Annotated in this window: 24 protein-coding genes and 1 pseudogene; 16 read left to right on the top strand and 9 right to left on the bottom strand. The window is 69.3% G+C overall.

Annotation, left to right across the window (positions count from 1 at the left end; translation table 11 throughout):
- From CV755_RS22870 to CV755_RS22880, 3 genes are all read right to left on the bottom strand, one after another.
- Entirely contained in the window at positions 1-945 is a 945-nt protein-coding gene (locus tag CV755_RS22870; RefSeq protein WP_338323681.1) for a hypothetical protein, read from the bottom strand.
- A 192-nt stretch (positions 946-1,137) separates the two neighbouring features.
- Positions 1,138-1,317, bottom strand: a complete 180-nt coding sequence (locus CV755_RS22875) for a DUF397 domain-containing protein (protein ID WP_109283462.1) — start codon at positions 1,315-1,317, stop codon at positions 1,138-1,140.
- A 23-nt stretch (positions 1,318-1,340) separates the two neighbouring features.
- A complete protein-coding gene (locus tag CV755_RS22880) occupies positions 1,341-2,192 on the bottom strand; it encodes a helix-turn-helix domain-containing protein (protein ID WP_161968734.1) in 852 nt (283 codons plus the stop codon).
- Between the two features lie 261 nt (positions 2,193-2,453).
- On the opposite strand from CV755_RS22880, the gene CV755_RS22885 reads away from it, so the two are divergent.
- Positions 2,454-2,738, top strand: a complete 285-nt coding sequence (locus CV755_RS22885) for a hypothetical protein (RefSeq protein WP_109282170.1) — start codon at positions 2,454-2,456, stop codon at positions 2,736-2,738.
- A gap of 95 nt (positions 2,739-2,833) precedes the next feature.
- Positions 2,834-2,971 carry a hypothetical protein gene (locus CV755_RS35195; RefSeq protein ID WP_164503314.1) on the top strand — a complete coding sequence of 46 codons (138 nt, stop codon included), beginning with the start codon at positions 2,834-2,836 and terminating at the stop codon, positions 2,969-2,971.
- A 73-nt stretch (positions 2,972-3,044) separates the two neighbouring features.
- Here CV755_RS35195 and CV755_RS22890 read toward each other — a convergent pair whose 3' ends face one another.
- Together CV755_RS22890 and CV755_RS22895 are read right to left on the bottom strand one after the other, a co-directional pair.
- Positions 3,045-3,503, bottom strand: a complete 459-nt coding sequence (locus CV755_RS22890) for a hypothetical protein (protein ID WP_109282171.1) — start codon at positions 3,501-3,503, stop codon at positions 3,045-3,047.
- A 23-nt stretch (positions 3,504-3,526) separates the two neighbouring features.
- Positions 3,527-5,092, bottom strand: a complete 1,566-nt coding sequence (locus CV755_RS22895; RefSeq protein WP_161968735.1) for a restriction endonuclease fold toxin-2 domain-containing protein — start codon at positions 5,090-5,092, stop codon at positions 3,527-3,529.
- Positions 5,093-5,249: 157 nt separating this feature from the next.
- On the opposite strand from CV755_RS22895, the pseudogene CV755_RS37235 reads away from it, so the two are divergent.
- The 7 genes and pseudogenes from CV755_RS37235 to CV755_RS22925 all read left to right on the top strand — a co-directional run.
- Positions 5,250-5,395: pseudogene (locus tag CV755_RS37235) on the top strand (IS630 family transposase); the annotation flags it as partial.
- Positions 5,396-5,458: 63 nt separating this feature from the next.
- Entirely contained in the window at positions 5,459-5,818 is a 360-nt protein-coding gene (locus CV755_RS22900; protein ID WP_109282173.1) for a hypothetical protein, read from the top strand.
- Positions 5,819-6,094: 276 nt separating this feature from the next.
- Complete coding sequence (locus CV755_RS22905; protein WP_109282174.1) at positions 6,095-6,457, top strand: DUF6247 family protein; 363 nt, start codon at positions 6,095-6,097, stop codon at positions 6,455-6,457.
- 338 nt (positions 6,458-6,795) lie between these two features.
- The gene (locus CV755_RS22910; protein ID WP_109282175.1) at positions 6,796-7,011 is read left to right on the top strand and encodes a hypothetical protein; all 216 of its coding nucleotides are present in this window, start codon (positions 6,796-6,798) and stop codon (positions 7,009-7,011) included.
- Positions 6,999-7,256: a DUF7848 domain-containing protein gene (locus CV755_RS22915; protein WP_109282176.1), complete on the top strand. Its 258-nt coding sequence runs from the start codon at positions 6,999-7,001 to the stop codon at positions 7,254-7,256. The genes CV755_RS22910 and CV755_RS22915 overlap by 13 nt, the downstream gene beginning before the upstream one ends.
- A gap of 130 nt (positions 7,257-7,386) precedes the next feature.
- On the top strand, positions 7,387-9,099 hold the full coding sequence (metG, locus tag CV755_RS22920) for a methionine--tRNA ligase (RefSeq protein WP_109282177.1): 1,713 nt from the start codon (positions 7,387-7,389) through the stop codon (positions 9,097-9,099).
- Between the two features lie 72 nt (positions 9,100-9,171).
- Positions 9,172-9,531: a hypothetical protein gene (locus tag CV755_RS22925; protein WP_153068739.1), complete on the top strand. Its 360-nt coding sequence runs from the start codon at positions 9,172-9,174 to the stop codon at positions 9,529-9,531.
- A 299-nt stretch (positions 9,532-9,830) separates the two neighbouring features.
- Here the strand turns inward: CV755_RS22925 and aspS are convergent, their stop codons facing one another.
- Positions 9,831-11,591, bottom strand: a complete 1,761-nt coding sequence (gene aspS, locus CV755_RS22930) for an aspartate--tRNA ligase (RefSeq protein WP_109282179.1) — start codon at positions 11,589-11,591, stop codon at positions 9,831-9,833.
- A gap of 162 nt (positions 11,592-11,753) precedes the next feature.
- On the opposite strand from aspS, the gene CV755_RS22935 reads away from it, so the two are divergent.
- On the top strand, positions 11,754-13,886 hold the full coding sequence (locus CV755_RS22935; protein ID WP_109282180.1) for an ATP-binding SpoIIE family protein phosphatase: 2,133 nt from the start codon (positions 11,754-11,756) through the stop codon (positions 13,884-13,886).
- Between the two features lie 389 nt (positions 13,887-14,275).
- Positions 14,276-14,515, top strand: a complete 240-nt coding sequence (locus CV755_RS22940) for a hypothetical protein (RefSeq protein ID WP_109282181.1) — start codon at positions 14,276-14,278, stop codon at positions 14,513-14,515.
- A 3-nt stretch (positions 14,516-14,518) separates the two neighbouring features.
- On the opposite strand, the gene CV755_RS22945 is transcribed toward CV755_RS22940, so the two are convergent.
- The gene (locus CV755_RS22945) at positions 14,519-15,475 is read right to left on the bottom strand and encodes a pirin family protein (protein WP_109283463.1); all 957 of its coding nucleotides are present in this window, start codon (positions 15,473-15,475) and stop codon (positions 14,519-14,521) included.
- Positions 15,476-15,546: 71 nt separating this feature from the next.
- Here CV755_RS22945 and CV755_RS22950 point away from each other — a divergent pair, with 71 nt between their 5' ends.
- A complete protein-coding gene (locus CV755_RS22950) occupies positions 15,547-16,491 on the top strand; it encodes a trypsin-like serine peptidase (protein ID WP_109282182.1) in 945 nt (314 codons plus the stop codon).
- An 81-nt stretch (positions 16,492-16,572) separates the two neighbouring features.
- Here CV755_RS22950 and CV755_RS22955 read toward each other — a convergent pair whose 3' ends face one another.
- Complete coding sequence (locus tag CV755_RS22955) at positions 16,573-17,025, bottom strand: SseB family protein (RefSeq protein ID WP_109282183.1); 453 nt, start codon at positions 17,023-17,025, stop codon at positions 16,573-16,575.
- 132 nt (positions 17,026-17,157) lie between these two features.
- On the opposite strand from CV755_RS22955, the gene CV755_RS22960 reads away from it, so the two are divergent.
- The 4 genes from CV755_RS22960 (at position 17,158) to CV755_RS22975 (ending at position 21,526) form a co-directional block, all read left to right on the top strand.
- Positions 17,158-18,984 (top strand): acyl-CoA dehydrogenase, encoded by a 1,827-nt coding sequence (locus CV755_RS22960; protein WP_109282184.1) that lies wholly within the window; start codon positions 17,158-17,160, stop codon positions 18,982-18,984.
- A 227-nt stretch (positions 18,985-19,211) separates the two neighbouring features.
- Entirely contained in the window at positions 19,212-20,501 is a 1,290-nt protein-coding gene (locus tag CV755_RS22965) for a M18 family aminopeptidase (RefSeq protein ID WP_109282185.1), read from the top strand.
- A 74-nt stretch (positions 20,502-20,575) separates the two neighbouring features.
- Positions 20,576-21,208 carry a DUF4232 domain-containing protein gene (locus CV755_RS22970; protein ID WP_109282186.1) on the top strand — a complete coding sequence of 211 codons (633 nt, stop codon included), beginning with the start codon at positions 20,576-20,578 and terminating at the stop codon, positions 21,206-21,208.
- Between the two features lie 93 nt (positions 21,209-21,301).
- Complete coding sequence (locus CV755_RS22975) at positions 21,302-21,526, top strand: hypothetical protein (RefSeq protein ID WP_109282187.1); 225 nt, start codon at positions 21,302-21,304, stop codon at positions 21,524-21,526.
- A gap of 6 nt (positions 21,527-21,532) precedes the next feature.
- Here CV755_RS22975 and CV755_RS22980 read toward each other — a convergent pair whose 3' ends face one another.
- Positions 21,533-23,359, bottom strand: coding sequence for an NHL domain-containing thioredoxin family protein (locus CV755_RS22980; protein WP_109282188.1), 1,827 nt, complete (start codon positions 23,357-23,359; stop codon positions 21,533-21,535).
- Positions 23,360-23,389: the final 30 nt, after the last annotated feature.

Below are 23,389 nucleotides of genomic sequence, written 5' to 3' on the forward strand. Positions count from 1 at the left end.
TCAGACACGGGCCGTCTGAGGCCGGTCGCGCAGTTCGCCGTGCCGCTGACGGGACGCCCCGTCGCGAACTCCGGCCCGCAGCAGGGCGATTCGCTGGCGTACGTGCTCCTCGGCGAGGGCGTCCGGCCGCTGAGGGCGGGGCGCCTCGCCCCGACAGTCCCGGCAGAGCCCGCCCGGGAGGGCCTCCGGGCGGCCCGGTACGGCGCACAGGGCGCACTCCATGATGCGCAACGGCTGCCGGGCGGCCGAGAGTTCGGGCGCGGGGAGTTCGGGCGGCATCTTGTCGGTCAGCCGCCTGCGGACCAGCGCGCCCGCGCAGTGCACCGGCACCGGAAGCCCCGCGGTCAGCGCGGTGGTCAGCTGCCCCTCGTCCGCCCCGCGCGCCAGCCACTCGGCGGCCAGCGGCTCCAGGGCCGCGCACTCGGCGGCGGAGAGGCTGAGCCGGGAGTCGGCGCACCCCAGGGCGGCCAGCGCGGCGTACGCCCGGGAGCGCGCGGGACGCCCGGCAGGGGCGCGCGGGGGTGCGGCGGGGCGCTCCTCCTCCGCCTCGGCGTCCAGGTCACCGTCGAGGAACCGCTGCCACCAGGCGTCCGAGCGGGCGCTCCGGGAGAAGTACGTCCGGGTCACCCAGCGGCGGCCGCCCTCCACGGCGAGGTGCTCGGTGATCCGCCGGACGTGCCCCGCCTCGCTGAGCCGCTTCAGCGCGCTACGGCAGGCCGCCTGCCCGTACTCCGGGCTGAGCGCGGCCAGCGTCTTGGCGTCCATGGCGGCACCCTCCGGCAGCCGGTCGATCAACGCCGCGAGGGCCGCCTCACGGGCGGGCAGGTGTTCGAAGTCCCGCCGGGTGCGCGGCGATTGCCCGGGTGCGTTCCGCTTGCCGTAGCCGGGGTTGGCCATGGTGGGTGCGGGGGTGGGGAGGGCGGGGCTAAAGTGCTGGGCAGCCACGGATCGACCTGCTTTCGATCTTGTTGGTCAGACCCCGGTTGGGTGGTGCTACACCCGGGCACGCGCCTGCATGCTCAGGCGGTCGGCATATGCCCTGTACCGTTGTCTGCCTACCGCCCGCTAGTTTGCTGTGGTGCACGAGCGCGCGGCCCCCTCAATGCGTCTGAGGGGGCCGCGCTGTTGTAGCAGTGGTCAGACTGCGGGCGTGTCCTTAATGGAGCCGACGAAGCTGGACCAAGTACCTGCTGGGAAGAGGAGCACAGCACCGGCAGGGTTCTTGCTGTCGCGGACAGGGACGGCTCCGGGGAGGTCGTCGGAGACCTCCACGCACTCGACACCTCCCTGGCTGCGAGACGACTTCCGCCAGGTCATGGCGGACGGGTCAACGTTTGTGGTCACTGGTACTCCTTGATAGCGGTACGGATGTACTCCGCGGATTCGTCGGGGGGAAGGGCCCTGGCCTGCACGTGATCGTAGAAGGTCGTGTACACCCCAACTTCCTCCAGGCTGGTGGCGAAGGAAGAGTTCAAGCCGCTTTCCTGGTAGGCGACTTGATGCCCATCTGAGAGGCTTAGGAGGGAAAGGACCGTTGAGGTGAAACCCCCGGGGATGGCCTGGCGAAAGGGCAGGATTTGAATGGCCACGCGGGGGCGAGTGCCCAGGTCAAGCAGGTGTTGGAGCTGTTGCCTCATGATGGCTGGGCTGCCGACAACGCGGCGGAGGGCCACCTCGTCCAGTACGGACCACAGCCATGGCGCATTCGGGCCGTCGAGAATGGACTGTCGCTCCAGCCTGTGCTGGACGCTTTCTTCCACGTCCAGACCGCCGACCAGGCTGTTCCACTCGGTGATGATGACCCGCGCGTAGCCTTCCACCTGCGCGATGCCAGGGATCATGTTGGCGAAGTGGTAGATGCGCTCCGCCTTTTCCTCGGCCTCGCGGTAGCTGCGTACGAGTGCCGCATACGGGCGTCGGGCGGCCATTGGCCAGATGTCCGTCAGCTCCCCGTCGGCGTCGAGGACTTCGTCAAGGCGTTGGACTACCTCCTCGCTTGGCAACTCCTTGCCACTCTCGAAGCGGCAGATGCGCGCCTGGGAGATCGGAACCAACCCGCCGAGGGCCTGCTGGGTCAGACCTCGACGCTCCCGCAGCCGGCGAAGGCGGCGGGCGAAAAGCTCTTGGGCTGATCGTGGCTGAATAGCCTGCTCTAACCCGTCAATGCACTCAAGTCCGTTTTGCCCATTCACACTTGGGCCTCCTCTCGGCATGCGGGAGCCAGCGAATATCTGGCCCCGAACCTGAATACCGCAGAGGTAGTGAGCCGGACCACATCCGCTCTACGGTGGGGTTCCTGGCCGGGCCTGACAGCCAAGGACGTCGCGGATACCGCGCGGACCGGCCGGACTCCCGCAATCACCCGTAGGTGGTCCTGCCCTGCCCAGATGCCGTCAACCACCATGTCGGCCACCAGCACGGCAGGTACCTCCCTCATGCAGAGGAACTGTCCCATGCCCCCGACCACCGCCCCCGCGGTCCCCCAGATCACCCTGGTCCCCAAGGACATCTCCTATGACCACCGCGCCGCCCAATGCGCTGTGCCGGTGGAACTCACCTACCAGGACGGTACCGTTGCCCCGGCCGCCCTCGTCATGACACCGGCCGAAATGATGCGGGTCTCGATCCAGCTCGACCGGCAGATTGACCGGCGGCGCCGTCTGCTGGTCGAGGACCGCGAGCGTGCCGAAGCGCCGCCCATTGCTGCGCCGGAGACGCCTGGCCAGGACGACCTGTAGTCCGCGCCTCACAGAATTCCCTGCCCGCAGCCGCAGGCAGGGACGACGCGGAGGACGGCCGCCCGGCCGTCCTCCCCGATCAGATGGAGGTTGTAATGCCCGACATAACCGCCGGCTCCGCCCCTTCGGGTGGGCTGCTGCGCTCGAAGCGGCTGATCGATGCGGCACGTCGTCGTGACCTGGTTCCGGGCGACGGCGGCGGCACCGGCAAGTCTGATGGCAACGACGGCTGACTGAGGACGACCACGCGATGACCGCTTTGCGCATCGCGGAGCGCCTGGGCGCGCAAGCGCGGTAAGCCCGAGATCACATTTCTCCTCGCTCCTGGGCCGCGAGAATATCGCGCACATAGGCCAGCAGCTCGCTGAGGACAACCTCGGCGTTGACCGGATCCGATAGCCGCCGGTTGGGCAGGTCCACTTCGGCAGCGGGGCGGATATTGAAGTCTATCGATGCCCCGGGGGGGACAATTTCCTGACGTAGCCACTGCGCGAATTCCGCTGCCTCGCCGGCGGTGCAGTCATTAAGCCCTACGCCGTCGGGGTCAGGGCCCGCATTGCCTTCCCGTTCCCCCTCTGACGTACGGAAGGTGAAGGTCAGCATGTCACCGAGAAGCGGTGACGACATCATATGGGTGAAGGCATCAGGGTCCCTCCTGAGGAGGGCCGCGGCGAAGTGCTCAAGTGAGAGCTCCCAACCGCGGGGGGTCTCATTGGGTGCTCCGAAGATGAACGTGGTTCGGAAGTTGTCAGCGCTGTCCTGCACGTGTGTTCCTCAGTTGAGTCGGTTTACGGAACGTAGCGGGCGTAGCCCTTGACTTCGTGAGCGGCCATCAGGGCATCCCAGTAAGGAACGGCGTTGGCGTCGTTGGTGTCGATTTCCAGGCCGCGTACCTGTCCACCGTTGGGCGGATGTTCCATTGCGGACTTGTATTTCACCAACTCTGTGTAGTCGTCGCGCATGAGGACGTTCCTCTGGAATCGGTCTGCTTTCTGCAGTTTCTCCAGGGTACGGAAAGTTCTGCCACACCCGGGTTCGCGGACATTTTTGGCCTCGACAGCCATGCCATCGGTAGAGCGCAGGCCGTCGGCGAGGATGGTGCCATTCGGCGACAGGCTGGGGTCGATGGGGATTTCCTTCTCCGGGTATCCGGCGACCCGGTACTGGTAGGCATTGTCGTCTGGAGTGCCGCCGGCGTAGTGGCTGTCGCGCAGGGTATTGGCCCAGGCGTCGAACTTTTTACGCTCGGCAGGGGTGAGCGGCGGGAACCGAGGATCCGGGGGCACGGGCGGGGCAACCGGTGGCCGGGCGGCGATGCTTCCGACCGGGGGCTTGTACCCGACAGGCACCATGAACGGCTCAGGTATGAAAGGAAGAAAGGGGGCAGGCGGGGAGCCAAACGGCGAAGTATCCGGTTTGGGCACTGGGACCCTTGCTTGAGAAGCATCAAGGGTGTGGCCCAGGCTGGCGAGGTCGAGTATGTGGTCGTCGGAGGTGACGGCCGTGTGCAGGCCACCGTCCTCGCCGTTGCCACCCAACCGGGGGTCGTCCAACAGCTTGTCCAGTCCTGACTTGCTGAGGAGGTCGTCGCCTTGCTGATACGGCGCCCGACGGTTGGCCGTGCGTATGTGGTCGGCGTACTTCTCGCAGGCTTTAGCGATCTGATCACAGGCAGCAGGCAGGTTGGCCAGCAGCGTGGAACTCTCGTGCACCTTGGCCGGCGGGTGGTCCTTCCCCACGAACGTGTTGAAGAAAGCGTTTACCGCGTCCGCGGTTTCCCCCTGCGCGCTGCGGGTGGCGGTGCGCCAACAGTCTTGGGCGTCGGACAGGACACGGGCGGTGATGTCCTTGGCCATGCGCCAGGCGTTGGCGACGTCCTCAAGCTTCTCCGGGCTGCCACGGAACCGGTCCCCGAAGAGGTACTGAGTGGCTGCCGTTGTGCCGCCCTGTACCTCGGGCAAGTCCTCGCCTTGCCCCAGTGGCGCGGGTGTGCAGTTCGGCTGGCCTGCCGCGCCGTCCCTCGGCGCAGCGCCGCTCTGGCCGATGGCGCGCAGCATGTTGGCGGCGAACTTGCTCTCGTGAGCCATGAAGCGGTTGGCAACCTGGAGTGTGGTCGCGCTGCCGCGGCCCATGATGTCGGTGGCTTGGCCAAGCTGGTTGACCGCGGTCCTGGCGGCGCTGTTGTAGAGAGTGGCGAAGGCGTGGCCGGCATCGTCGTCACCGGCCATGCCCTTCTGGCCGCTGAGTGCAGCGACCAGAGCGTTGACCGTTTCGACGAGCATCTCATTGAGGGTGTGCATACCCCAGGACGTGTCGATCAAGTCGATGGCGTGCAAGCGAAGTTTGTCGTCCATGTCCCCCTCCAGCCCCGTTTTCGCACGGCAGTCTCCCATACCCATGTGCGCCACTTGATCGGAACTCTTCGGTGGCCGGGATACGGCCAAAAAGTGCCCGTGCGCCCGGTTGCTGCGACCACCGCCGGCCTCCCCACCCATAGGCCCGTCGAGCGGAGCCCGCAACCGGCTCGGCGGCCCGATCGTGCTTGTCTGGGAAACGCCCGCATCCAACTCACGGCTTTGGTACGGGAGTTCATCACCGCCGCCACCAACTGGCTCACCGTCTTCCAACTGCCCTCGTACGCAGCGGACCTCAACCCAGTAGCGTGACGGTGCCCAAGCCGAGCAAGGGTCTGTCCAGCACAGCCACCATGGAGAAAGAGCATGACCGACGCACCCCCTGTCGAGCTGTATCTCGCCCGCCGTGACGCATACGCCGATTTCCTTTCCGCTGCTGACGCAGAGTCCCAAGTCGCCTGGTTTCGGAGCGAAGGGCGGTACAAGGACGAGACGGCCGCCATTGAAGCGGTGGACGCCGCATACGCCCATACAAGGGCCAAGTTCAACGTGATTGATGTTGAGGACGTCGGCCCGGTCAAGGAAGCCCGCTCGGTCCTGGAACGGCTGCAAGCCATGCACAAGGACGGCGGCAAAAACCCGGATTGGTATCAGTTCAAGAAAGCACGCGAAGACTTCCGCCAAGCAGCGGCCGCGTACCTGAGAGAGCTGCGCGGGAGGGTCTGACCCTCCATGCTGTGGCCCGCTGACGCCGACGGTGGTCAGCCCCCACGGGAGAGCCGGGCCGGCCGGGACAACCGTCACGGGTGGCGCGTGGGCGGGGATGGCCGCCGCAGGCGGGGAAGCGGCGATGCACCCGGCGGCGCCGGGATGGGCAACCCGCTCAACACGTCTGCGCCGCAGCTTTGGGGATCGCTTGCCTGAGCGGTGGCCCTATGCCTACGGTCGGTCTCCCGACAGCAAGCCCACCGGGGGGAAGCGGTATGGGAAGCACCGGCCAAAATGGGTGATCGGTTCGCCCCCGTCCCCCAGCCCGCAAGCACCCTCGAAGACCTGCGCGCCGCGCTGGCTCAGCTGGCCCCGGCAGCCCTGCCGATGTTCGACGCCGAGCGGGCGGAAGCGGTGCGGGAGGCTCGCGAAACCGTGAACTCAGCCCCACTGCGCAGGTTCGTGGGGCAATGGACGGTGTGCGTCGCCATCGAACGCCATCCGACTCGCGCGGCGCGATTGCGCGAGCTCGAAGCGCTCGTTGCGGAGAGCGGTGATCCACTCGCAGTCCGCGAGATGGTGGCAGAGATCGGCCGTATCCACGACGCCGCGTTTGTCGAAGCCGGCCTCAAGCCGGAGGGTCACACCACCGCGTAAGCGACGATCTGTGAGCCGGAGCCCCTCGCTGCGGTTCGCCTACTCCCGCCTTCGGCGGGTGGGCTCAGCAAACAGAGAAAGGCGCCGCACCCGGCGGTCAGCTCGGCGAAGGGGAGCAGGGCGGGGCACCCGGGTACGGAGCGACATCGCCCCGGGACCTCGCCGTGACCGTCATGATTCGCATGGAGGAGACGCCTTCGTACAAGCGGTCGGCGGCACAAGGGAATTGAGGGGTTCGCACTCACCCCTCGCGACCCTTTGGCCCCGGCGGCAATGTCTACGCTCCGTATTCACCGTCGAGGGAGATCAGGTCGCCGACAAGTGGGCATCGTAAGAGCGTGAACGATGAATTCCCTCCGCGCGCCCAGGCCCTACCAGCCTTTCCCGCCCTCGGCAGCTATGTCATCGACACCCGCACCGGACGCCTCGGCCAGGTCATGGACACCCACGCCGGTTACGTACAGCTACGGCCGCCCAGGGGTGGCATCGAGTGGTACTGCCCGCCCGCAGCGGTGAGGCTTCCCGAGGAAGAGGAGAGCGGGTGGGCTCAGTGAGCACCCGGAGCGTGTTCCTGTTCGGGAGATGGACCCTCCAGCCCGACCGGGAGCCGGACGCCGAGCCGGTGGTCTATGCCATGCAGTGCGCGGTGTGCGGCGCGGGCTCGGAGCCCGGGGAGGATCTCGCCACGGCCCAGCAGTGGACCTTCAGCCATGCGGGCAGCAACCCCTCGCACCACACCTACCGCGAGACCATCACCCGTCCCTGGCGGGCCTGGATGACCCAGTTGCACCGGCTCTGACCGGGGCGGCCCGCCGCCGGGGCCCCCGGCCCCGGGCCGCGCGGCTGCTTCCCGGTACTCGGATACGCTAAAGGTGCCCGTCAAGCAGCGGGCACACCCCCATCCGAGCAGCGACCAGGGAGCAGCCGCAATGGCTCGACACCTCATCACCAGCGCCCTTCCCTACATCAACGGGATCAAGCACCTGGGCAACATGGTGGGGTCAATGCTGCCGGCGGACGTCTACGCCCGCTTCCTGCGCCAGACCGGCCGCGAGACGATCTACATCTGCGCCACCGACGAGCACGGCACCCCGGCCGAGCTGGCCGCCAAGGAGGCCGGGCTGGCGGTGGACGCCTACTGCGCCCAGCAGCATGACGCGCAGAAGGCGATCTACCAGGGCTTCAACCTCTCCTTCGACTACTTCGGGCGCAGCTCCTCCGCGGAGAACCGGGAGATCACCCAGCACTTCGCCCGGAAGCTCAAGGAGAACGGCTTTATCGAGGAGCGCGCCATCCGGCAGGTCTACTCGCTGGCCGACGAGCGCTTCCTGCCCGACCGCTATATCGTCGGCACCTGCCCGCACTGCGGCTACGACAAGGCGCGCGGCGACCAGTGCGAGAACTGCACCCGGGTGCTGGACCCCACCGACCTGGTGGACGCCCGTTCCGCGATCAGCGGCAGCAGCGACCTGGAGGTACGGGAGACCAAGCACCTGTTCCTGCTCCAGTCCAAGCTCCAGGGCGAGGTCGAGGCGTTTATCGACGAGCACGGCAAGGACTGGCCGGTGCTGGCCTCCTCCATCGCCCGCAAGTGGCTGACCGAGGGCCTGCACGACCGCGCCATCACCCGTGACCTGGACTGGGGCGTGCCCGTCCCGGCCGACACCTGGCCCGAACTGGCCGCCGAGGGCAAGGTGTTCTACGTCTGGTTCGACGCGCCGGTGGAGTACATCGGGGCGACCAAGGAGTGGGCGGACCAGGCGCCGGCCGAGCGCGACTGGAAGTCCTGGTGGTACGAGGCGGAGGACGTCCGCTACACCCAGTTCATGGCCAAGGACAATGTCCCCTTCCACACGGTGATGTTCCCGGCCACCGAGCTGGGCACCCGGGAGCCCTGGAAGAAGGTTGACTACGTCAAGGCCTTCAACTGGCTTACCTACTACGGCGGCAAGTTCTCCACCTCGCAGAAGCGTGGCATCTTCACCGACGCCGCACTGGAGTTGCTGCCCGCCGACTACTGGCGCTACTTCCTGATGGCCAACGCGCCGGAGTCGGACGACACTTCGTTCACCTGGGAGCTGTTCGCGGCCTCCGTCAACAAGGACCTGGCCGACACCCTGGGCAACTTCGTCAACCGGGTGCTGTCCTTCTCCCGCAAGCGCTTCGGCGACCATGTCCCGGCGGGCCTGGAGGCCGGGGCGGCCGAGGCGGCGCTGGGCGAGGAGGTGGCCCGGCTGCTTCTGGAGTACCAGGAGCACATGGAGGCACTGCAGTTCCGCAAGGCGGCGCAGGCGCTGCGTGCGCTGTGGAGCGCGGGCAACTCCTACCTGGAGACCAAGGCCCCCTGGCTGGAGATCAAGACCAACCCGGACGGGGCGGCGCTGACGCTGCGCACGGCGATGAACCTGATCCACCTCTATGCGATCGTCTCCGAGCCGTTCATTCCGGCTTCGGCGGCGGTGATGCGGTCCGCTTTCCAGCTGCCGGACGACAACGCGACCTGGGTCAGCCATGACGAGGCGTGCTCGCTGTCCTTTGTGCCGGAAGGCACGCCGTTCACGGTGCCGCCGGTGCTGTTCGCGAAGATCACGGAGGAGGACCTGGAGTCCTACCGGGAGCGGTTCGGCTCCGCCGAGGCGTGACGGGGCGCCCCCGCGGGGGGCGTTGATCGATCGGCAATCGTTCGTTCAGCACGGTCCAGCAGTGTGTGGACCGTGTTGGACAAGCGAATCACCGTAAGTGTTTATGGCTCCGACGAGGTCGGACGGGCCCGGCTGGCCCGGCGGCTGCGCGGGCTGGACGACGTACGGGTCGTACGTGCCGGGGCCGAGGTGGAGGTTCTGCTGCTGGGGCGGCAGGACCGGAATGTGCTCAGGGGTGCGGTCGGGGGCGTGCCGGTGGTGGTCGTCGCCGAGGAGCTCGGTGAGACGGAGCTGATGGCTATCGCCGATTTCGGGGTCTGGTCGGTGCTGCTGGCTTCGCAGGCGTCGCCTCGGCGGCTCGCCCGGGCGATCCACTCGGCGGCGGGCTGCTGCCCGCCGGGGCCTCTGCGCTTGCCCCGCGCCCTGGTCTAGCCCGCCCCCCGGGACGCCGGGTGCGCCCCGATAGGGGCGCGGGGAACTGCGCGACCAGCCCAGGGCGGCCCGCACCAAATCACGATGCCCCGGCCACCCGGGCGGGTTTCCTTTCGGCTGCGGGCCGCCGTCGGCCGTTCGCGCAGTTCCCCGCGCCCCTGGGGGCTTCCCCTTGCATTTCGAGTGCGGGCCGTGCGTGGCTGAGCGCGCAGTTCCCCGCGCCCCTGGAGGGGCGCACCCCGAAGGGCAAAAGGGAACCCCCCGGGTGGGAACCCGGGGGGCGAGGGGGCGGAGCCCCGTTAGAGGGCCGGCTTGCGGAGGGAGAGGTGGAGCTCCTTGAGGCGGGACTCGTCCACTTCGCTGGGCGCGCCCATGAGAAGGTCCTGCGCGTTGCCGTTGAGGGGGAAGGCAATCGTCTCGCGAATGTTGGGCTCGTCGGCGAGCAGCATGACCATGCGGTCAACGCCCGGCGCAATCCCACCGTGCGGCGGCGCGCCGAACTTGAACGCCCGCAGCATGCCGCCGAATTCGCGCTCCACATCCTCCTTGGAGTACCCGGCGATCTCGAACGCCTTGTACATCACGTCCGGTTCGTGGTTACGGATGGCACCGGAGGACAGCTCCACGCCGTTGCAGACGATGTCGTACTGCCAGGCCAGGATGTCCAGCGGGTCCATCGTGTTCAGGGCCTCCAGGCCGCCCTGCGGCATGGAGAAGGGGTTGTGGGAGAACTCGATCTGCCCGGTGTCCTCGTTCTTCTCGAACATCGGGAAGTCCACGATCCAGCAGAACCGGAAGACGTTCTCCTCGAAGTGGCCGGCCCGCTTGGCGGCCTCGACGCGGACCGCGCCCATGATCTTGGAGACCTCGTCGAACTCACCCGCGCCGAAGAACACCGCGTGGCCCGGGACCAGTCCGAGGGCCTCGGTGAGCGCCTTGACGTCGTCCTCGATGAGGAACTTGGCGATGGGGCCGGAGAGTTCGTTGTTCTCGCCGACGCGGACCCAGGCCAGGCCCTTGGCGCCCTGCTCGACCGCGTACTCGCCGAGCCCGTCGAAGAACTTGCGGCTCTGGCCCGCCGTGTCCGGCACCGCCAGGGCACGGACGTGCTTGCCCGCGAAGGCCTTGAAGCCGCTGTCCGCGAACACCGCGGAGACATCCACCAGTTCCAGCAGCGCCCGCAGATCCGGCTTGTCCGAGCCGTACTTGAGCATCGCCTCACGGAAGGGGATGCGCGGGAACGGCGAGGTGACATGGCGGCCGTTGCCGAACTCCTCGAAGAGCTCGGTCATCACCTGCTCGATGACCTGGAAGACATCCTCCTGCTCGACAAAGGACATCTCCATGTCGAGCTGGTAGAACTCGCCCGGCGAGCGGTCGGCGCGGGCGTCCTCGTCACGGAAGCAGGGCGCGATCTGGAAGTAGCGGTCAAAGCCCGCGATCATCAGCAGCTGCTTGAACTGCTGCGGGGCCTGCGGCAGCGCATAGAACTTGCCCGCGTGCAGCCGGGAGGGGACCAGGAAGTCGCGCGCCCCCTCGGGGGAGGTGGCGGAGAGGATCGGGGTGGCCAGCTCGTTGAAGCCGCGGGCGGTCATCTTCTGCCGGATGGCCGCGATCACGGCCGAGCGCAGCATGATGTTGCGGTGCATCCGCTCCCGGCGCAGGTCCAGGAAGCGGTACTCCAGGCGGCGCTCCTCGTTGACGCCGTCCTCGGCGTTGATGGTGAAGGGGATCTGCTCGGCGGCGCCCAGCACCTCCACCTCGGTGACCTCGATCTCGATCTCACCGGTGGGCAGGTCGGGGTTGACGTTCTCGGCGCCACGGCTGCGTACCGTGCCGTCCACCCGGACCACGGTCTCCTTGGTGAGGTGGCTCAGCGCCTCGTTGGCGGCGGTGCCGGGGCGGGCCACCAGCTGGGTGATGCCATGGTGGTCGCGGAGATCGATGAAGAGGATGCCGCCCAGGTCGCGCCGATTGTGCAGCCAGCCACTCAGCCGGACGTCGGTGTTGACGTCCGCCGCACGGAGCTCGCCGCAGGTGTGGGACCGGTAACGATGCATCGTTCATCCAAGTCGTGGTCGAAGGCGTGGATCGAGAGGCGCTGCACTGGCTCGCCGCGTTGGCTCGCCGCACTGGGTTAGCGTGCATACAGCACTGAGCAAGGGTACTGCCACCGCCGCCCTCAGTGGTCTGCGATGGACAGACCTGCATAAAGTGGGGCAATGCGCACCGAGGACGTACTCGCCGCCGTCGCCACCGGGCTCTGGTACTGGGACGGCACCTCGGGCACCGTCACCTTCGACGCCGAGGCCGCCCGCCTGCTGGGCCTGCCCGCCGAACGCTGTGAGCTCACCGAATCCGCCGCCCGGGCCCGCTTCCACGCGGTGGACTGGGTGGAGATCCAGGGCGTGATCAACCTCGCGGTGGCCGAGGGCACCCTGGCCGAGGCCCGGCTGCGGGTGGTGGACGAGGCCGGGCGGGTACTGCGGACCGTACGCAGCCGCACCCGGGAGGTGCCCCGGGGCGAGCACACCGTGCTGGTGGGCACCCTCCAGGAGGTGCCCGAGCCCCAGCCCGGCACCGCCCCGGCCCGGGCCGCCATGGTCACCGGCGACTGGCGGCGCAACCGGGAGGCGTTCCTGCTGGACGCGGGCCGGGCGCTGGCCGAGGCCCGGTCCACCGCCGAGGTGCTGCGGGTGGCCGCCGGGCTGTCCATGCCCGGCTTCGAGCCCTCCGCGCTCGCGGTCTACGGGACCGAAGGGGGCCGGCTGACCATGCTGGGCCAGCACGGCTATGGCCCGGAGGACCTGGAGACCTTTCTGGACCTGCCGCTGGACGCCCGGCACCCGGCCGCCGAGGTGATCCGCACCGGCCGCGCCATCTATATCCCCTCCCCCGCCGACTATGAGCGCCGCTTCCCGGGCGTCTGGCAGCTGGTCTCCCGCTTCCACCGCCAGTCCTGGGCCTTTCTGCCGCTGATCAACTCGGGCCAGACCATAGGCGCCTGGATGGCCGGCTTCAGCCTGCCGGTGTCCTTCACCCCCGATGAGCGCTCGGTGCTCACCACGGTGGCCCGGATGCTGGCCCAGGCGCTCAGCCGGGCCAGCGACCATGAGGCGGAGAAGGAACTCTCGGTCGGGCTGCAACGCTCGATGATGCCCACCGTCCAGCCGGATCTGCCGGGGATGTCGGTGGCCGCCCGCTATGTCCCCACCGGCGGCGGACTCCAGGTCGGCGGCGACTGGTACGACATGATCCCGCTGCCCAATGGCAAGAGCGCCCTGGTCATCGGGGACGTCCAGGGCCATGACGTCAGGGCCGCCGGGCTGATGGGACAGCTGCGGATCGCGCTGCGCGCCTACGCCTCCGAGGGGCACCACCCCGACGCGGTGCTCTCCCGGGCCTCCCGCTTCCTGGCCGGGATCAACGACGGCTCCGGGGACGAGACCCTGGACCCCCGCTTCGCCACCTGCCTCTATATCGAGGTGGACCCGGCCACCGGGCTGCTGGTGATCGCCCGCGCCGGACACCCCGACCCGGCCATCCGGCTGAGCGACGGCACCATGCTGGTCCGCTCCACGGCCGGCGGACTGCCGCTGGGCATCGACCCGGACACCGACTACCCCACCAGCCGGCTGGTGCTGGAGCCCGGCGAGACCATGCTGGTGTGCACCGACGGCCTGATCGAGACCGGCGGCCACGATCTGGAGACCGGCTGGAACCGGCTGCGGGAGATCATCGAGGGCCATCCGATGGCCGCGGCCGCCGAGGACGGCGACGCCCTGGAGAAACTGGCCGACTCCCTGGTGCAGGCGGTGCACGGACCGTCCTCGCACTACACCACCGGGCCGCTGGTGGACCGGCGGGAGGACGACATCGCCATGCTGCTGCTGCACCGCCGCCCACTGCCCACCGGGGCGGTGGCGGTACCGCCGCGCCGTACCGTGCTGTCCATCGCCCAGGCCGAGCCGGAGCGCATCGCCCAGGCCCGCCGGCAGGTGCGCGAGCTGATGCACGACTGGCCGGACCCGGAGCAGATCGACTCGGCGGTGCTGATGGTCTCCGAGATGCTCACCAATGTCCTGGTGCACACCGATGGGGACGCGCTGCTGATGGCCGCGATATCCGGCGAGCGCGGCAACCGCCGGGTCCGGGTGGACGTCGCCGACTCCAGCGATGAACTGCCGCACCGCCGCCACCCCGGGGAGATGGCCTCCTCCGGGCGCGGCCTGGTGCTGATGGAACTGCTCGCGGGGGCGTGGGGGGTGGAGCCGCAGGGCGAGGGCAAGAACATCTGGTTCGAACTCTATGAGTCGGCTTCGCCGGTGGCGGCCGACTTGGAGTCGATCACCTGACATGGGGTGCCCCCGCCAGGGGCGCGGGGAACTGCGCGACCAGCCCACGACGGCCCGCACCAAATCACGATGCGGGTGCGCCCCGCCAGGGGCGCGGGGAACGGCGCGACCAGCCCAAGACGGCCCGCACCAAATCACGATGCCCCGGCCACCCGGGCGGGTTCATTTTCGCCTGCGGGCCGCCACTGGCCGTTCGCGCAGTTCCCCGCGCCCCTTACGGGGCTCTCCCTGGCACTTCGGGTGCGGGCCGCCTTGCGCTGAGCGCGCAGTTCCCCGCGCCCCTGAGGGGCGCACCTCATGCACCGCCGCTGGCCGGAAGCCTTCGCCGGGCAGCACCGCGGGGCTGGCCCGTCCGGCCGAGCGCGACCCCAACCGGCGCCTGCTGACGGGTGACTTGGGGCTGTGGGCGGTACTGGCCGCCGCGGATTCCGCCGGCGGCCGGATGGCTGGGCTCCGGCTCGCTGTTCGCCTGGAGCGGCTGGAAGCTGCCGCTCATCATCTGCCTGGCGGTGGCCCGGCCGTCCGGCATGACGCTGCCGGAGGACCCGGCCACCGCCGTTGCCCTGCATCTGGCGGCGGTGACGGCGGGCGCGGGGATGCTGCGTACGCTGCTCCGCGCCCGCCCCTGAACGTCAGGCCGCCGATGCGGGGATGGTGCCCAGCCGGCCCGCCTTGAAGTCATCGACGGCCTGGGCGAGTTCGGCATGGGTGTTCATCACAAAGGGGCCGTAGTGCATCATCGGCTCCCTGATCGGCAGCCCGCCCAGCAGCACCACCTCGAAGTTCTCGGTGCGGGACTCCTGAGTGCGGTCCGCCCTTACGGTCAGGCTGTCGCCGGTGCCGAAGACCACCGCCTGGCCCATCCGGAACGGGCGGCCCTCCGCTCCCGCCGAGCCATGTCCGGCCAGGGCGTAGGCCAGGGCGTTGAAGTCGGGCCGCCAGGGCAGCACCAGCTCGGCGCCCGGGCTCAGCGAGGCGTGGATCATGGTGATAGGCGTATGGGTGGCGCCCGGGCCCAGATGGCCCGCCAGGTCCCCGGCGATCAGCCGCACCAGCGCACCGCCGTCCGGGGAGGCCAGCAGCCGGACGCTGCCGCCCCTGATGTCCTGGTAACGCGGGGCCATCATCTTGTCCTTGGCCGGCAGGTTCACCCACAGCTGGAGCCCGTGGAAGAGACCGCCGGAGGCCACCAGTTCCTCCGGCGGCGCCTCGATGTGCAGCAGGCCGGACCCGGCGGTCATCCACTGGGTGTCGCCATCGGTGATCACACCACCGCCGCCGTGCGAGTCCTGGTGCACAAAGGTCCCGTCGATCAGGTACGTCACGGTCTCGAAGCCGCGGTGGGGGTGCCAGGGGGTGCCGCGCGGCTCCCCGGCCGCGTAGTCCACCTCGCCCATCTGATCCATCATGATGAAGGGATCGAGGTGGGCGTAGCTGATGCCGGCGAAGGCCCGGCGCACCGGGAATCCCTCGCCCTCCAGACCGCTGGGCGCCGTCGAGACCGCGAGCACGGGCCGGGCGACGCTGGTCCCGGCGGGTGCCGCGATACGCGGCAGGTTCAGCGGGTTCTCTACGGTCACTGCGGGCATGACGGCCTCCTCGGTGTTCACTTCCAATTTAGTTGAACACTGAACAACTCACAAGGTGGGATCATTCCGCAATGCGCCTCAACGCCGGCGGCCCGCGCCGGGCCGGTCTGACCGTCCTTATCGCCACGGTGGTGGCCCTGGCCGTGGTGGGCCTGCTGGTGGCCACCCATGGCGCGGCCACGGACGAGCCGCTCGCCCAGGGGGAGTCCTCCGGGCACTACCGGGAGCCGGCCGGGACCGGGAGGGCGACGGACGAGGCCATGCGGTCCGCGGTCCGGGTACGGACAGGCACGGAGCGGCCCACGGTGCCGCAGGCGGCGGACCGGGAGGCACCGCACACCGACCCGCTGCCCGCCTCCAAGCCGCTGGCGGCGCGGGAGATGAGCCCCTCACCCGCGATCGGGCCGCTGTTCTACACCGGACAGGGGGACCCGGGCCATGGCTGCACGGCGAGCGTGGTGCACAGTCCCACCGGTGATCTGCTGGTCACCGCCGCACACTGCGTTCACCAGAACGGCTTCCATACCGACATCGCGTTTGTCCCCGGCTACCACGATGGGGTGGCGCCCTACGGGGTGTGGGTGCCCACCGCGATCGATGTCGCCCCGGAGTGGATCAGTGACCGGGACGAGGACCATGATGTGGCCTTCCTGCACGTCCGCCAGGTGGGGTCGGCGACGCCCATCGAGCGGGTGACCGGCGCGGAACGGATCGCCTTCCGGCCCTCGGCGCCGAGACCGGCGCGGGTGCTGGGATACCCCAGCGACAGCGAGACACCGCTGGGCTGCCAGAACGCGACCCGGATGGAGAGCGCCACCCAACTGCGCTTCGACTGCGAGGGCTTGCCCAGCGGGACCAGCGGAAGCCCGGTGCTGACGGATGTGGATCCGGGGACGGGGCTGGGCACGGTCAACGGCGTCCTGGGCGGCAAGGACGAGGGGGGCGACGACGAGACCTCGTACAGCTCGTACTTCGGGGACGATGTACGGGCGTTGTACGAGCGGGCCACGAAGTAGCGCAAGGCGCGGGGCCGTTGCGTGGGGGCTGACCGCCGTCGGCATCGGCGGACCGTACCCCCGCAACGCAACCGGAACCCCTCAGCCGTACATCCGCCGCATCGCGAACTCCACCATCTGCTCAACCGCCTTGGCGTCGAACACCATCCGGTGATCGCCCTCCATATCGAGGACGAACCCATACCCCGTGGGCAGCAGATCGATCACTTCCGCCCCCGTGATCACAAAGTACTTGGACTCCTTGCCCGCATAGCGGCGCAGCTCCTTCAGCGAGGTGAACATCGGGATCACCGGCTGCTGGGTGTTGTGCAGGGCGAGAAAGCCCGGATTGTCTCCCCGGGGGCAGTACACCTTGGAGTTGGCGAAGATCACCTGGAAATCCTCCGGAGCCATCTGCCCGGTGGTGAACGCCCGCACCGCGTCCGCGAGCGACGGCGGCGACGGCTCGGGGTAGAGCGGCTGCTCCGGATAGCCGCCGGGCTGCTGCTGAGGCACATAGCCCTGCTGTCCCACGTTCTGGTCGTAGCCGTACATAAGCAGAAGCGTAACGAGTCACATCACCCCCAACAGGGGTTGCGCCTTATTACCGACCGGTAGCATCATGCAGCTTACTGACCGGTACGCACAGAGGCACTTCCGCCCGTCACCCCTTACGGAGCCGTCGTCATGGGCCACTACAAGTCGAATCTCCGCGATATCGAGTTCAACCTCTTCGAGGTGCTCGGACGCGACCAGCGGTACGGCACCGGCCCGTTCGCGGAGATGGACGTCGAGACCGCCAAGAGCGTGCTGCAGGAGATCACCCGCCTCGCGGAGAACGAGCTGGGCGCCTCGTACGCGGACGCCGACCGCAACCCGCCGGTCTTCGACCCGGAGACCAACACCGCCCCGATCCCCGAGTCCTTCAAGAAGAGCTACCAGGCGTACATGGACGCCGAGTGGTGGCGCCTGGGCATCCCGGAGGAGATCGGCGGCACCGTGGTGCCCCGCAGCCTGATCTGGGCGTACGCCGAGGCGATCCTGGGCTCCAACCCGGCGGTGTGGATGTACTCCTCGGGCCCGGCGTTCGCCGGCATCCTCTTCGAGGAGGGCACCGAGCAGCAGAAGCACATCGCCAAGATCGCGGTGGAGAAGCAGTGGGGCTCCACCATGGTCCTCACCGAGCCCGACGCCGGCTCGGACGTGGGCGCCGGCCGCACCAAGGCCATCCAGCAGGAGGACGGCTCCTGGCACATCGAGGGCGTCAAGCGCTTCATCACCTCCGGTGAGCACGACATGGCGGAGAACATCCTCCACTATGTCCTCGCCCGCCCCGAGGGCCACGGCCCCGGCACCAAGGGCCTGTCGCTCTTCCTGGTCCCCAAGTACGAGTTCGACTTCGAGACCGGTGAACTGGGCGCCCGCAACGGCGTCTACGCCACCAACGTCGAGCACAAGATGGGCCTGAAGGCGTCCAACACCTGTGAGATGACCTTCGGCGACAAGCACCCCGCCAAGGGCTGGCTGATCGGCGACAAGCACGACGGCATCCGGCAGATGTTCCGGATCATCGAGTTCGCCCGGATGATGGTCGGCACCAAGGCCATCGCCACCCTCTCCACCGGCTACCTCAACGCCCTTGAGTACGCCAAGGAGCGCGTCCAGGGCCCCGACCTGGCGGCATTCACCGACAAGACCGCCCCCAAGGTCACCATCACCCACCACCCGGACGTCCGCCGCTCGCTGATGACGCAGAAGGCGTACGCGGAGGGCATGCGCGCCCTGGTGCTCTACACCGCCGCCGTCCAGGACGAGATCCTGGTCAAGGAGGCGGCGGGCGAGGACGCCAAGGCCCTGCACGGCCTGAACGACCTGCTGCTGCCGATCGTCAAGGGCTATGGCTCGGAGAAGTCCTACGAGCAACTCGCCCAGTCCCTCCAGACCTTCGGCGGCTCCGGCTACCTCCAGGAGTACCCGGTCGAGCAGTACATCCGGGACGCCAAGATCGACACCCTTTATGAGGGCACCACCGCCATCCAGGGCCAGGACTTCTTCTTCCGGAAGATCGTCCGCGACCAGGGCCAGGCGCTCACCGCCCTCTCCGAGGAGATCAAGAAGTTCCTGGCCGAGGCCCCCGGCGGCGAGGAACTGGCCACCGCCCGCGAGCAGTTGGCCAAGGCCGCGGTGGACCTGGAGGGCATCGTCGGCGCCATGCTGACCGACCTCGCCGCCACCGAGAAGGACGTCAAGAACATCTACAAGGTGGGTCTGAACACCACCCGCCTGCTGATGGCCTCCGGTGATGTGGTCGTCGCCTACCTGCTGCTCAAGGGCGCCGCGGTGGCCGCCGAGAAGCTGGCCGGTGCCTCCACCAAGGACAAGCCCTTCTACACCGGCAAGATCGCGGCGGCGAAGTTCTTCGCCCGCGAGATCCTGCCGCACCTGGCGGCGGAGCGCGCCCTCGCCGAGACGGTGGACCAGTCCCTGATGGAGCTGGACGAGGCGGCGTTCTAAGCCGCGATCCAATCAGGCGCAGCCCGCGCCCCGGTAGGGGCGCGGGGAACTGCGCGACCAGCCACGGACGGCCCGCAGACAAATCCATCGCGAACCGTCCGTAACAACTCGTGGGCCCGCTCCGGGGAGGGAGCGGGCTCACGGCCGTTCGGGGGGCGGCACCCCGGGCCATACGCGGCGGCTCGGCACACCGGCGCCGATTGCCCCCCGTGCCTATCCTGGAGGCCATGAGCTCTGCGCACCGCTTCGACCGCGGCCACACCGACGACCTGCTGACCTTCCTCGCCGCAAGCCCCTCCCCCTACCACGCGGTGGCCAACACCGCGGAGCGGCTGGAGAAGGCGGGCTTCCGCCAGGTCGCCGAGACCGACCCCTGGGACGCGGCCGGCGGCGGCAAGTTCGTGATCCGCGGCGGCGCCATCGTCGCCTGGTACGTACCGGACGGCGCCACCGCCGCCACCCCGTTCCGGATCGTCGGTGCGCACACCGACTCGCCCAATCTGCGCGTCAAGCCGCTGCCGGACACCGGCTCGCACGGCTGGCGGCAGGTGGCCGTGGAGGTGTACGGCGGGACGCTGCTCAACACCTGGCTCGACCGCGACCTGGGCCTGTCCGGCCGGATCACCCTGCGCGACGGCAGCAGCAGACTGGTGAATGTGGACCGTCCGCTGCTGCGCGTACCGCAGCTGGCCATCCACCTCGACCGGAGCGTCAACGAGGGCCTGAAGCTGGACAAGCAGCGCCATATGACGCCGATTTGGGGCCTGGGCCCGGTGGACGAGGGCGGTCTGATCCGGTTTGTCGCCGAGGAAACCGGGACCTCGGCCGGGGAGATCCTGGGCTGGGACCTGATGGTGCACAGCGTGGAGCCGCCCGCCTATCTGGGCCGGGACCGCGAGCTGGTGGCCGGTCCGCGGATGGACAACCTCCTCTCGGTGCACGCCGGTACGGCGGCGCTGGCCGCCGCGGTCACCGGCGAACAACTGCCCTTTATCCCGGTGCTGGCCGCCTTCGACCACGAGGAGAACGGCAGCCAGTCCGACACCGGCGCCGAGGGCCCGCTGCTGGGCTCGGTGCTGGAGCGCTCGGTCTACGCCCGGGGCGGCTCCTACGAGGACCGGGCACGGGCCTTCGCGGGCACCGTCTGCCTGTCCTCCGACACCGGCCACGCGGTGCACCCCAACTACCCCGAGCGGCATGAGCCGGGGCATCTGCCGCTGCCCAACGGCGGCCCGCTGCTCAAGACCAATGTCAACCAGCGCTATGCCACCGAGGGCACCGGACGAGCCGTGTTCACCGCCGCCTGCGAGCGGGCCGGCGTACCGTTCCAGCACTTCGTCTCCAACAACTCGGTGGCCTGCGGCACCACCATCGGCCCGATCACCGCGGCCCGGCATGGCATCGCCACCGTGGACATCGGGGTCGCGCTGCTGTCCATGCACTCCGCCCGGGAGCTGTGCGGGGCGGACGATCCGCACCTGCTGGCCTCGGTGCTCACCGCGTTCCTGGAGGGTTGACGCGACGGTTCCCCCGGACTGCGGCATGATCTGGCCGTACCACCCGCAGCCATCCCATTCCGGGGGAACCTCCCATGAACACCCGCACCCTGCGTACCGCGGCCGCCGCACTGGCCGCCGTCGCCGCCCTGACCCTCACCGCCTGTGGTGGCGGCGGCGGTTCGGACAGCAAGGACAAGGACAGCACCAAGAACGACAAGGCCGACGCACAGACCGCGGACGGCGCCGACGGGGGTGACGACGCCGGCGAGGAGGGCGAGGACAGCGCCGGCAAGGGCGCGGCCAAGGGCGACGCCTGCACCCCCGCCGATGTCAAGATCGAGACCCGTAAGGTCACTTCGCCCGACCGGCATCTGCTGCTGGTGGCCACCGCCAAGAAGGCGTGCACCGCCTATGGCTTCCCCTTCCTGCGCTTCGACCAGGACCAGGCCTCGGCGGCCTCGGTGGACCAGAGCAAGCCCGCCAAGCCGGTGAAGCTGGCGCCGGGCAAGTCCGCCTACGCGGGCGTGCGTACGTCCTCCGCGGACGGCTCCGGCGGCACCGGCCGGGACGCCAAGCAGCTCAATGTCGCCCTGCAGTCGGAGGGCGGCGACCAGGTGGAGGGCGGCGAGACCCAGGCCGCGCTGCCCGCCACCCCGCTGCATGTGGACGACTCCTCGCAGACCACCTACTGGCAGGACAGCGAGGCCGCCGCGCTCAAGTGGTAGCCGGCCACCAGCGGTTGGCCGCCGCGAGTGGTTGGCCGGTCCCATCGGGGGTAGCCGAAGGGGCGGCCGACCACTCGTGGAAGGAGTTCTCCCATGGGTATGGGAGCCTGCATCGGTCTGATCACCGTCGGGGCAATCCTGACCTTCGCCGTCAACTGGCATATGCACGGCGTCAATGTGCATCTGGCCGGCCTGATCATGATGGTGGTCGGGTTCGTCGGACTGAACGCCTATGTCGCCATCTACAAGCGCCGCCGGGTGCAACCGCCGCCGCCGGCCGCGCCGGTGGTCGAGGAGGACCACCGGATGGTGCGGTGACTCTCCTCAGTGGGAGTCGAGTCCGGCCAGCACCAGCGGCAGCCGTGCGGCACCGTCCGCCGTCACCCGCACCGGAACTCCCCAGTCCTGCTGGTGCACATGGCAGGCCGGGTATTCGTTGGCCGGGTCGTCGTCACAGGAGGCGGCCATGGCCGAGACATGCAGTACGCCCTCGGTCACCCCGTCCGCCAGCACCAGCTCCCGGCGCAGCTCGCTGTCCGCGCCGGCGCCGTCCGCCAGCAGCTCCGGCGGGGTGGAGCTGACCAGCAGCCGGGTGGACGGACCGTAGCGGGTGTCCAGCTTCTGGCCGGGCGGGGCCTGGAAGACCACCTCCAGCAGCAGCCGCCCGGGAGCCACCTCGGTGGCCTCCCGCCGGGTGCGGTGGGCCACCGACTCCACCCGCACCGCCTCCTCCGGCAGCCGCAGCCGGGTCAGCCGGTGCCGGGCGGACTCCACCACCACGATGTCCTCCCCCGCCAGCACCGCGTCGGAGGGCTCCCTGAGGTCCGTCGCCAGCGTGCTCACCTGGCCGGTGGCCGGGTCGTAGCGGCGCAGCGCATGGTTGTAGGTGTCACACACCGCCACCGAGCCGTCCGGGAGCGCGGTGACCCCCAGGGGGTGCTGGAACAGCGCCTGGGCCGCGTCCCCGTCCCGGTGCCCGAAGTCGAACAGGCCGGTGCCCACGGCGGTGCGCACCGTGAACTCCTCCCCGTCCCGCTCCACCCAGCGCAGCGCGGAGGTCTCCGAGTCGGCCACCCACAGCCGCTCCCCGGCGGCCGCCAGCCCGGAGGGCTGGGCGAACCACGCCTCGTCGGCCGCCCCGTCCACCAGCCCCTCGTTGGTGGTGCCCGCCGCCACCCGGACCGTCCCGGCCGCCGGGTCGTAGGTCCACAGCTGGTGCACCCCCGCCATGGCGATCCACACCCGGTCGGCGAACCAGGCCACGTCCCAGGGCGAGGACAGGTCCACGCCCCGGGCGTCCCCGGCGGTCGCCGAGCCCTGCCACCACTGCCGCCCGGTCCCGGCGACGGTCCGTACCGCGCCGGTCGCCGGGTCGAAGGCCCGTAGCGCATGGTTGACCGTGTCCGCCACGATCACCTGCCCGTCCGGCAGCAGCGCCAGCCCCTGGGGCTCGCTGAACCGGGCCGGTTCAGCGGTGAACCCGCGCTCCCCGGTGCCGATGCGGCGCAGCACCGTCTCGCCGTCCGCCGCCAGTTCCACCAGCTGGTGCCGGGTGGTGTCGGACACCAGGAAGGTGCCGCCGGGCAGCGCCAGCGCCTTCCCCGGAAACCGCAGCTCGCCCGCCACGGGCTCCGGGGCCACATACGGCCCGTCCCCGCGCCGCAGTGTCCCCTTGGCCTCGTGCTCCGCCTCCAGCTCGCCGACCAGCCTCTCCAGCGCGTGCGCATGCCCCTCGCCGGCGTGCTGGGCCACGATGTACCCCTCCGGATCCACCACCACCAGAGTGGGCCAGGCCCGCACCGCGTACTGCTTCCAGGTGGCCAGCTCGGGGTCGTCCAGCACCGGGTGGTGCACCTGGTAGCGCTCCACGGCGTCCACCACGGCCTGATGCTCCGCCTCATGGACAAACTTGGGCGAATGCACCCCGATTACTACCGTGGTGTCCCGGTGCTTCTCCTCCAGCTCGCGCAACTCGTCAAGCACATGCAGGCAGTTGACGCAGCAGAAGGTCCAGAAGTCTACAACGACGCACTTACCTCGCAGGTCGGCGAGAGTCAGCTTCTTGCCACCGGTGTTGATCCAACCGCCCTTGCCGACCAGCTCAGGGGCACGGACACGGGCACGGCGCGGGGCTGGGGAGGTGGCGTTCATGGGATCAAGAGTGCCACCCCGGGATGAACG

It is taken from the genome of Streptomyces orinoci, from assembly GCF_003121295.1.
GTDB classification, from domain to species: Bacteria; Actinomycetota; Actinomycetes; order Streptomycetales; family Streptomycetaceae; genus Streptomyces; species Streptomyces orinoci.

Bases quoted from the DNA above. Each gene is read 5' to 3' on its own strand.
- CV755_RS22875 (WP_109283462.1), bottom strand. From the start codon at position 1,317: ATGACCTGGCGGAAGTCGTCTCGCAGCCAGGGAGGTGTCGAGTGCGTG.
- CV755_RS22885 (WP_109282170.1), top strand. From the start codon at position 2,454: ATGCCCCCGACCACCGCCCCCGCGGTCCCCCAGATCACCCTGGTCCCC.
- CV755_RS35195 (WP_164503314.1), top strand. From the start codon at position 2,834: ATGCCCGACATAACCGCCGGCTCCGCCCCTTCGGGTGGGCTGCTGCGC.
- CV755_RS22895 (WP_161968735.1), bottom strand. From the start codon at position 5,092: ATGGACGACAAACTTCGCTTGCACGCCATCGACTTGATCGACACGTCC.
- CV755_RS22900 (WP_109282173.1), top strand. From the start codon at position 5,459: ATGACCGACGCACCCCCTGTCGAGCTGTATCTCGCCCGCCGTGACGCA.
- CV755_RS22905 (WP_109282174.1), top strand. From the start codon at position 6,095: ATGGGTGATCGGTTCGCCCCCGTCCCCCAGCCCGCAAGCACCCTCGAA.
- metG (WP_109282177.1), top strand. From the start codon at position 7,387: ATGGCTCGACACCTCATCACCAGCGCCCTTCCCTACATCAACGGGATC.
- aspS (WP_109282179.1), bottom strand. From the start codon at position 11,591: ATGCATCGTTACCGGTCCCACACCTGCGGCGAGCTCCGTGCGGCGGAC.
- CV755_RS22935 (WP_109282180.1), top strand. From the start codon at position 11,754: ATGCGCACCGAGGACGTACTCGCCGCCGTCGCCACCGGGCTCTGGTAC.
- CV755_RS22945 (WP_109283463.1), bottom strand. From the start codon at position 15,475: ATGCCCGCAGTGACCGTAGAGAACCCGCTGAACCTGCCGCGTATCGCG.
- CV755_RS22950 (WP_109282182.1), top strand. From the start codon at position 15,547: ATGCGCCTCAACGCCGGCGGCCCGCGCCGGGCCGGTCTGACCGTCCTT.
- CV755_RS22955 (WP_109282183.1), bottom strand. From the start codon at position 17,025: ATGTACGGCTACGACCAGAACGTGGGACAGCAGGGCTATGTGCCTCAG.
- CV755_RS22960 (WP_109282184.1), top strand. From the start codon at position 17,158: ATGGGCCACTACAAGTCGAATCTCCGCGATATCGAGTTCAACCTCTTC.
- CV755_RS22965 (WP_109282185.1), top strand. From the start codon at position 19,212: ATGAGCTCTGCGCACCGCTTCGACCGCGGCCACACCGACGACCTGCTG.
- CV755_RS22970 (WP_109282186.1), top strand. From the start codon at position 20,576: ATGAACACCCGCACCCTGCGTACCGCGGCCGCCGCACTGGCCGCCGTC.
- CV755_RS22975 (WP_109282187.1), top strand. From the start codon at position 21,302: ATGGGTATGGGAGCCTGCATCGGTCTGATCACCGTCGGGGCAATCCTG.
- CV755_RS22980 (WP_109282188.1), bottom strand. From the start codon at position 23,359: ATGAACGCCACCTCCCCAGCCCCGCGCCGTGCCCGTGTCCGTGCCCCT.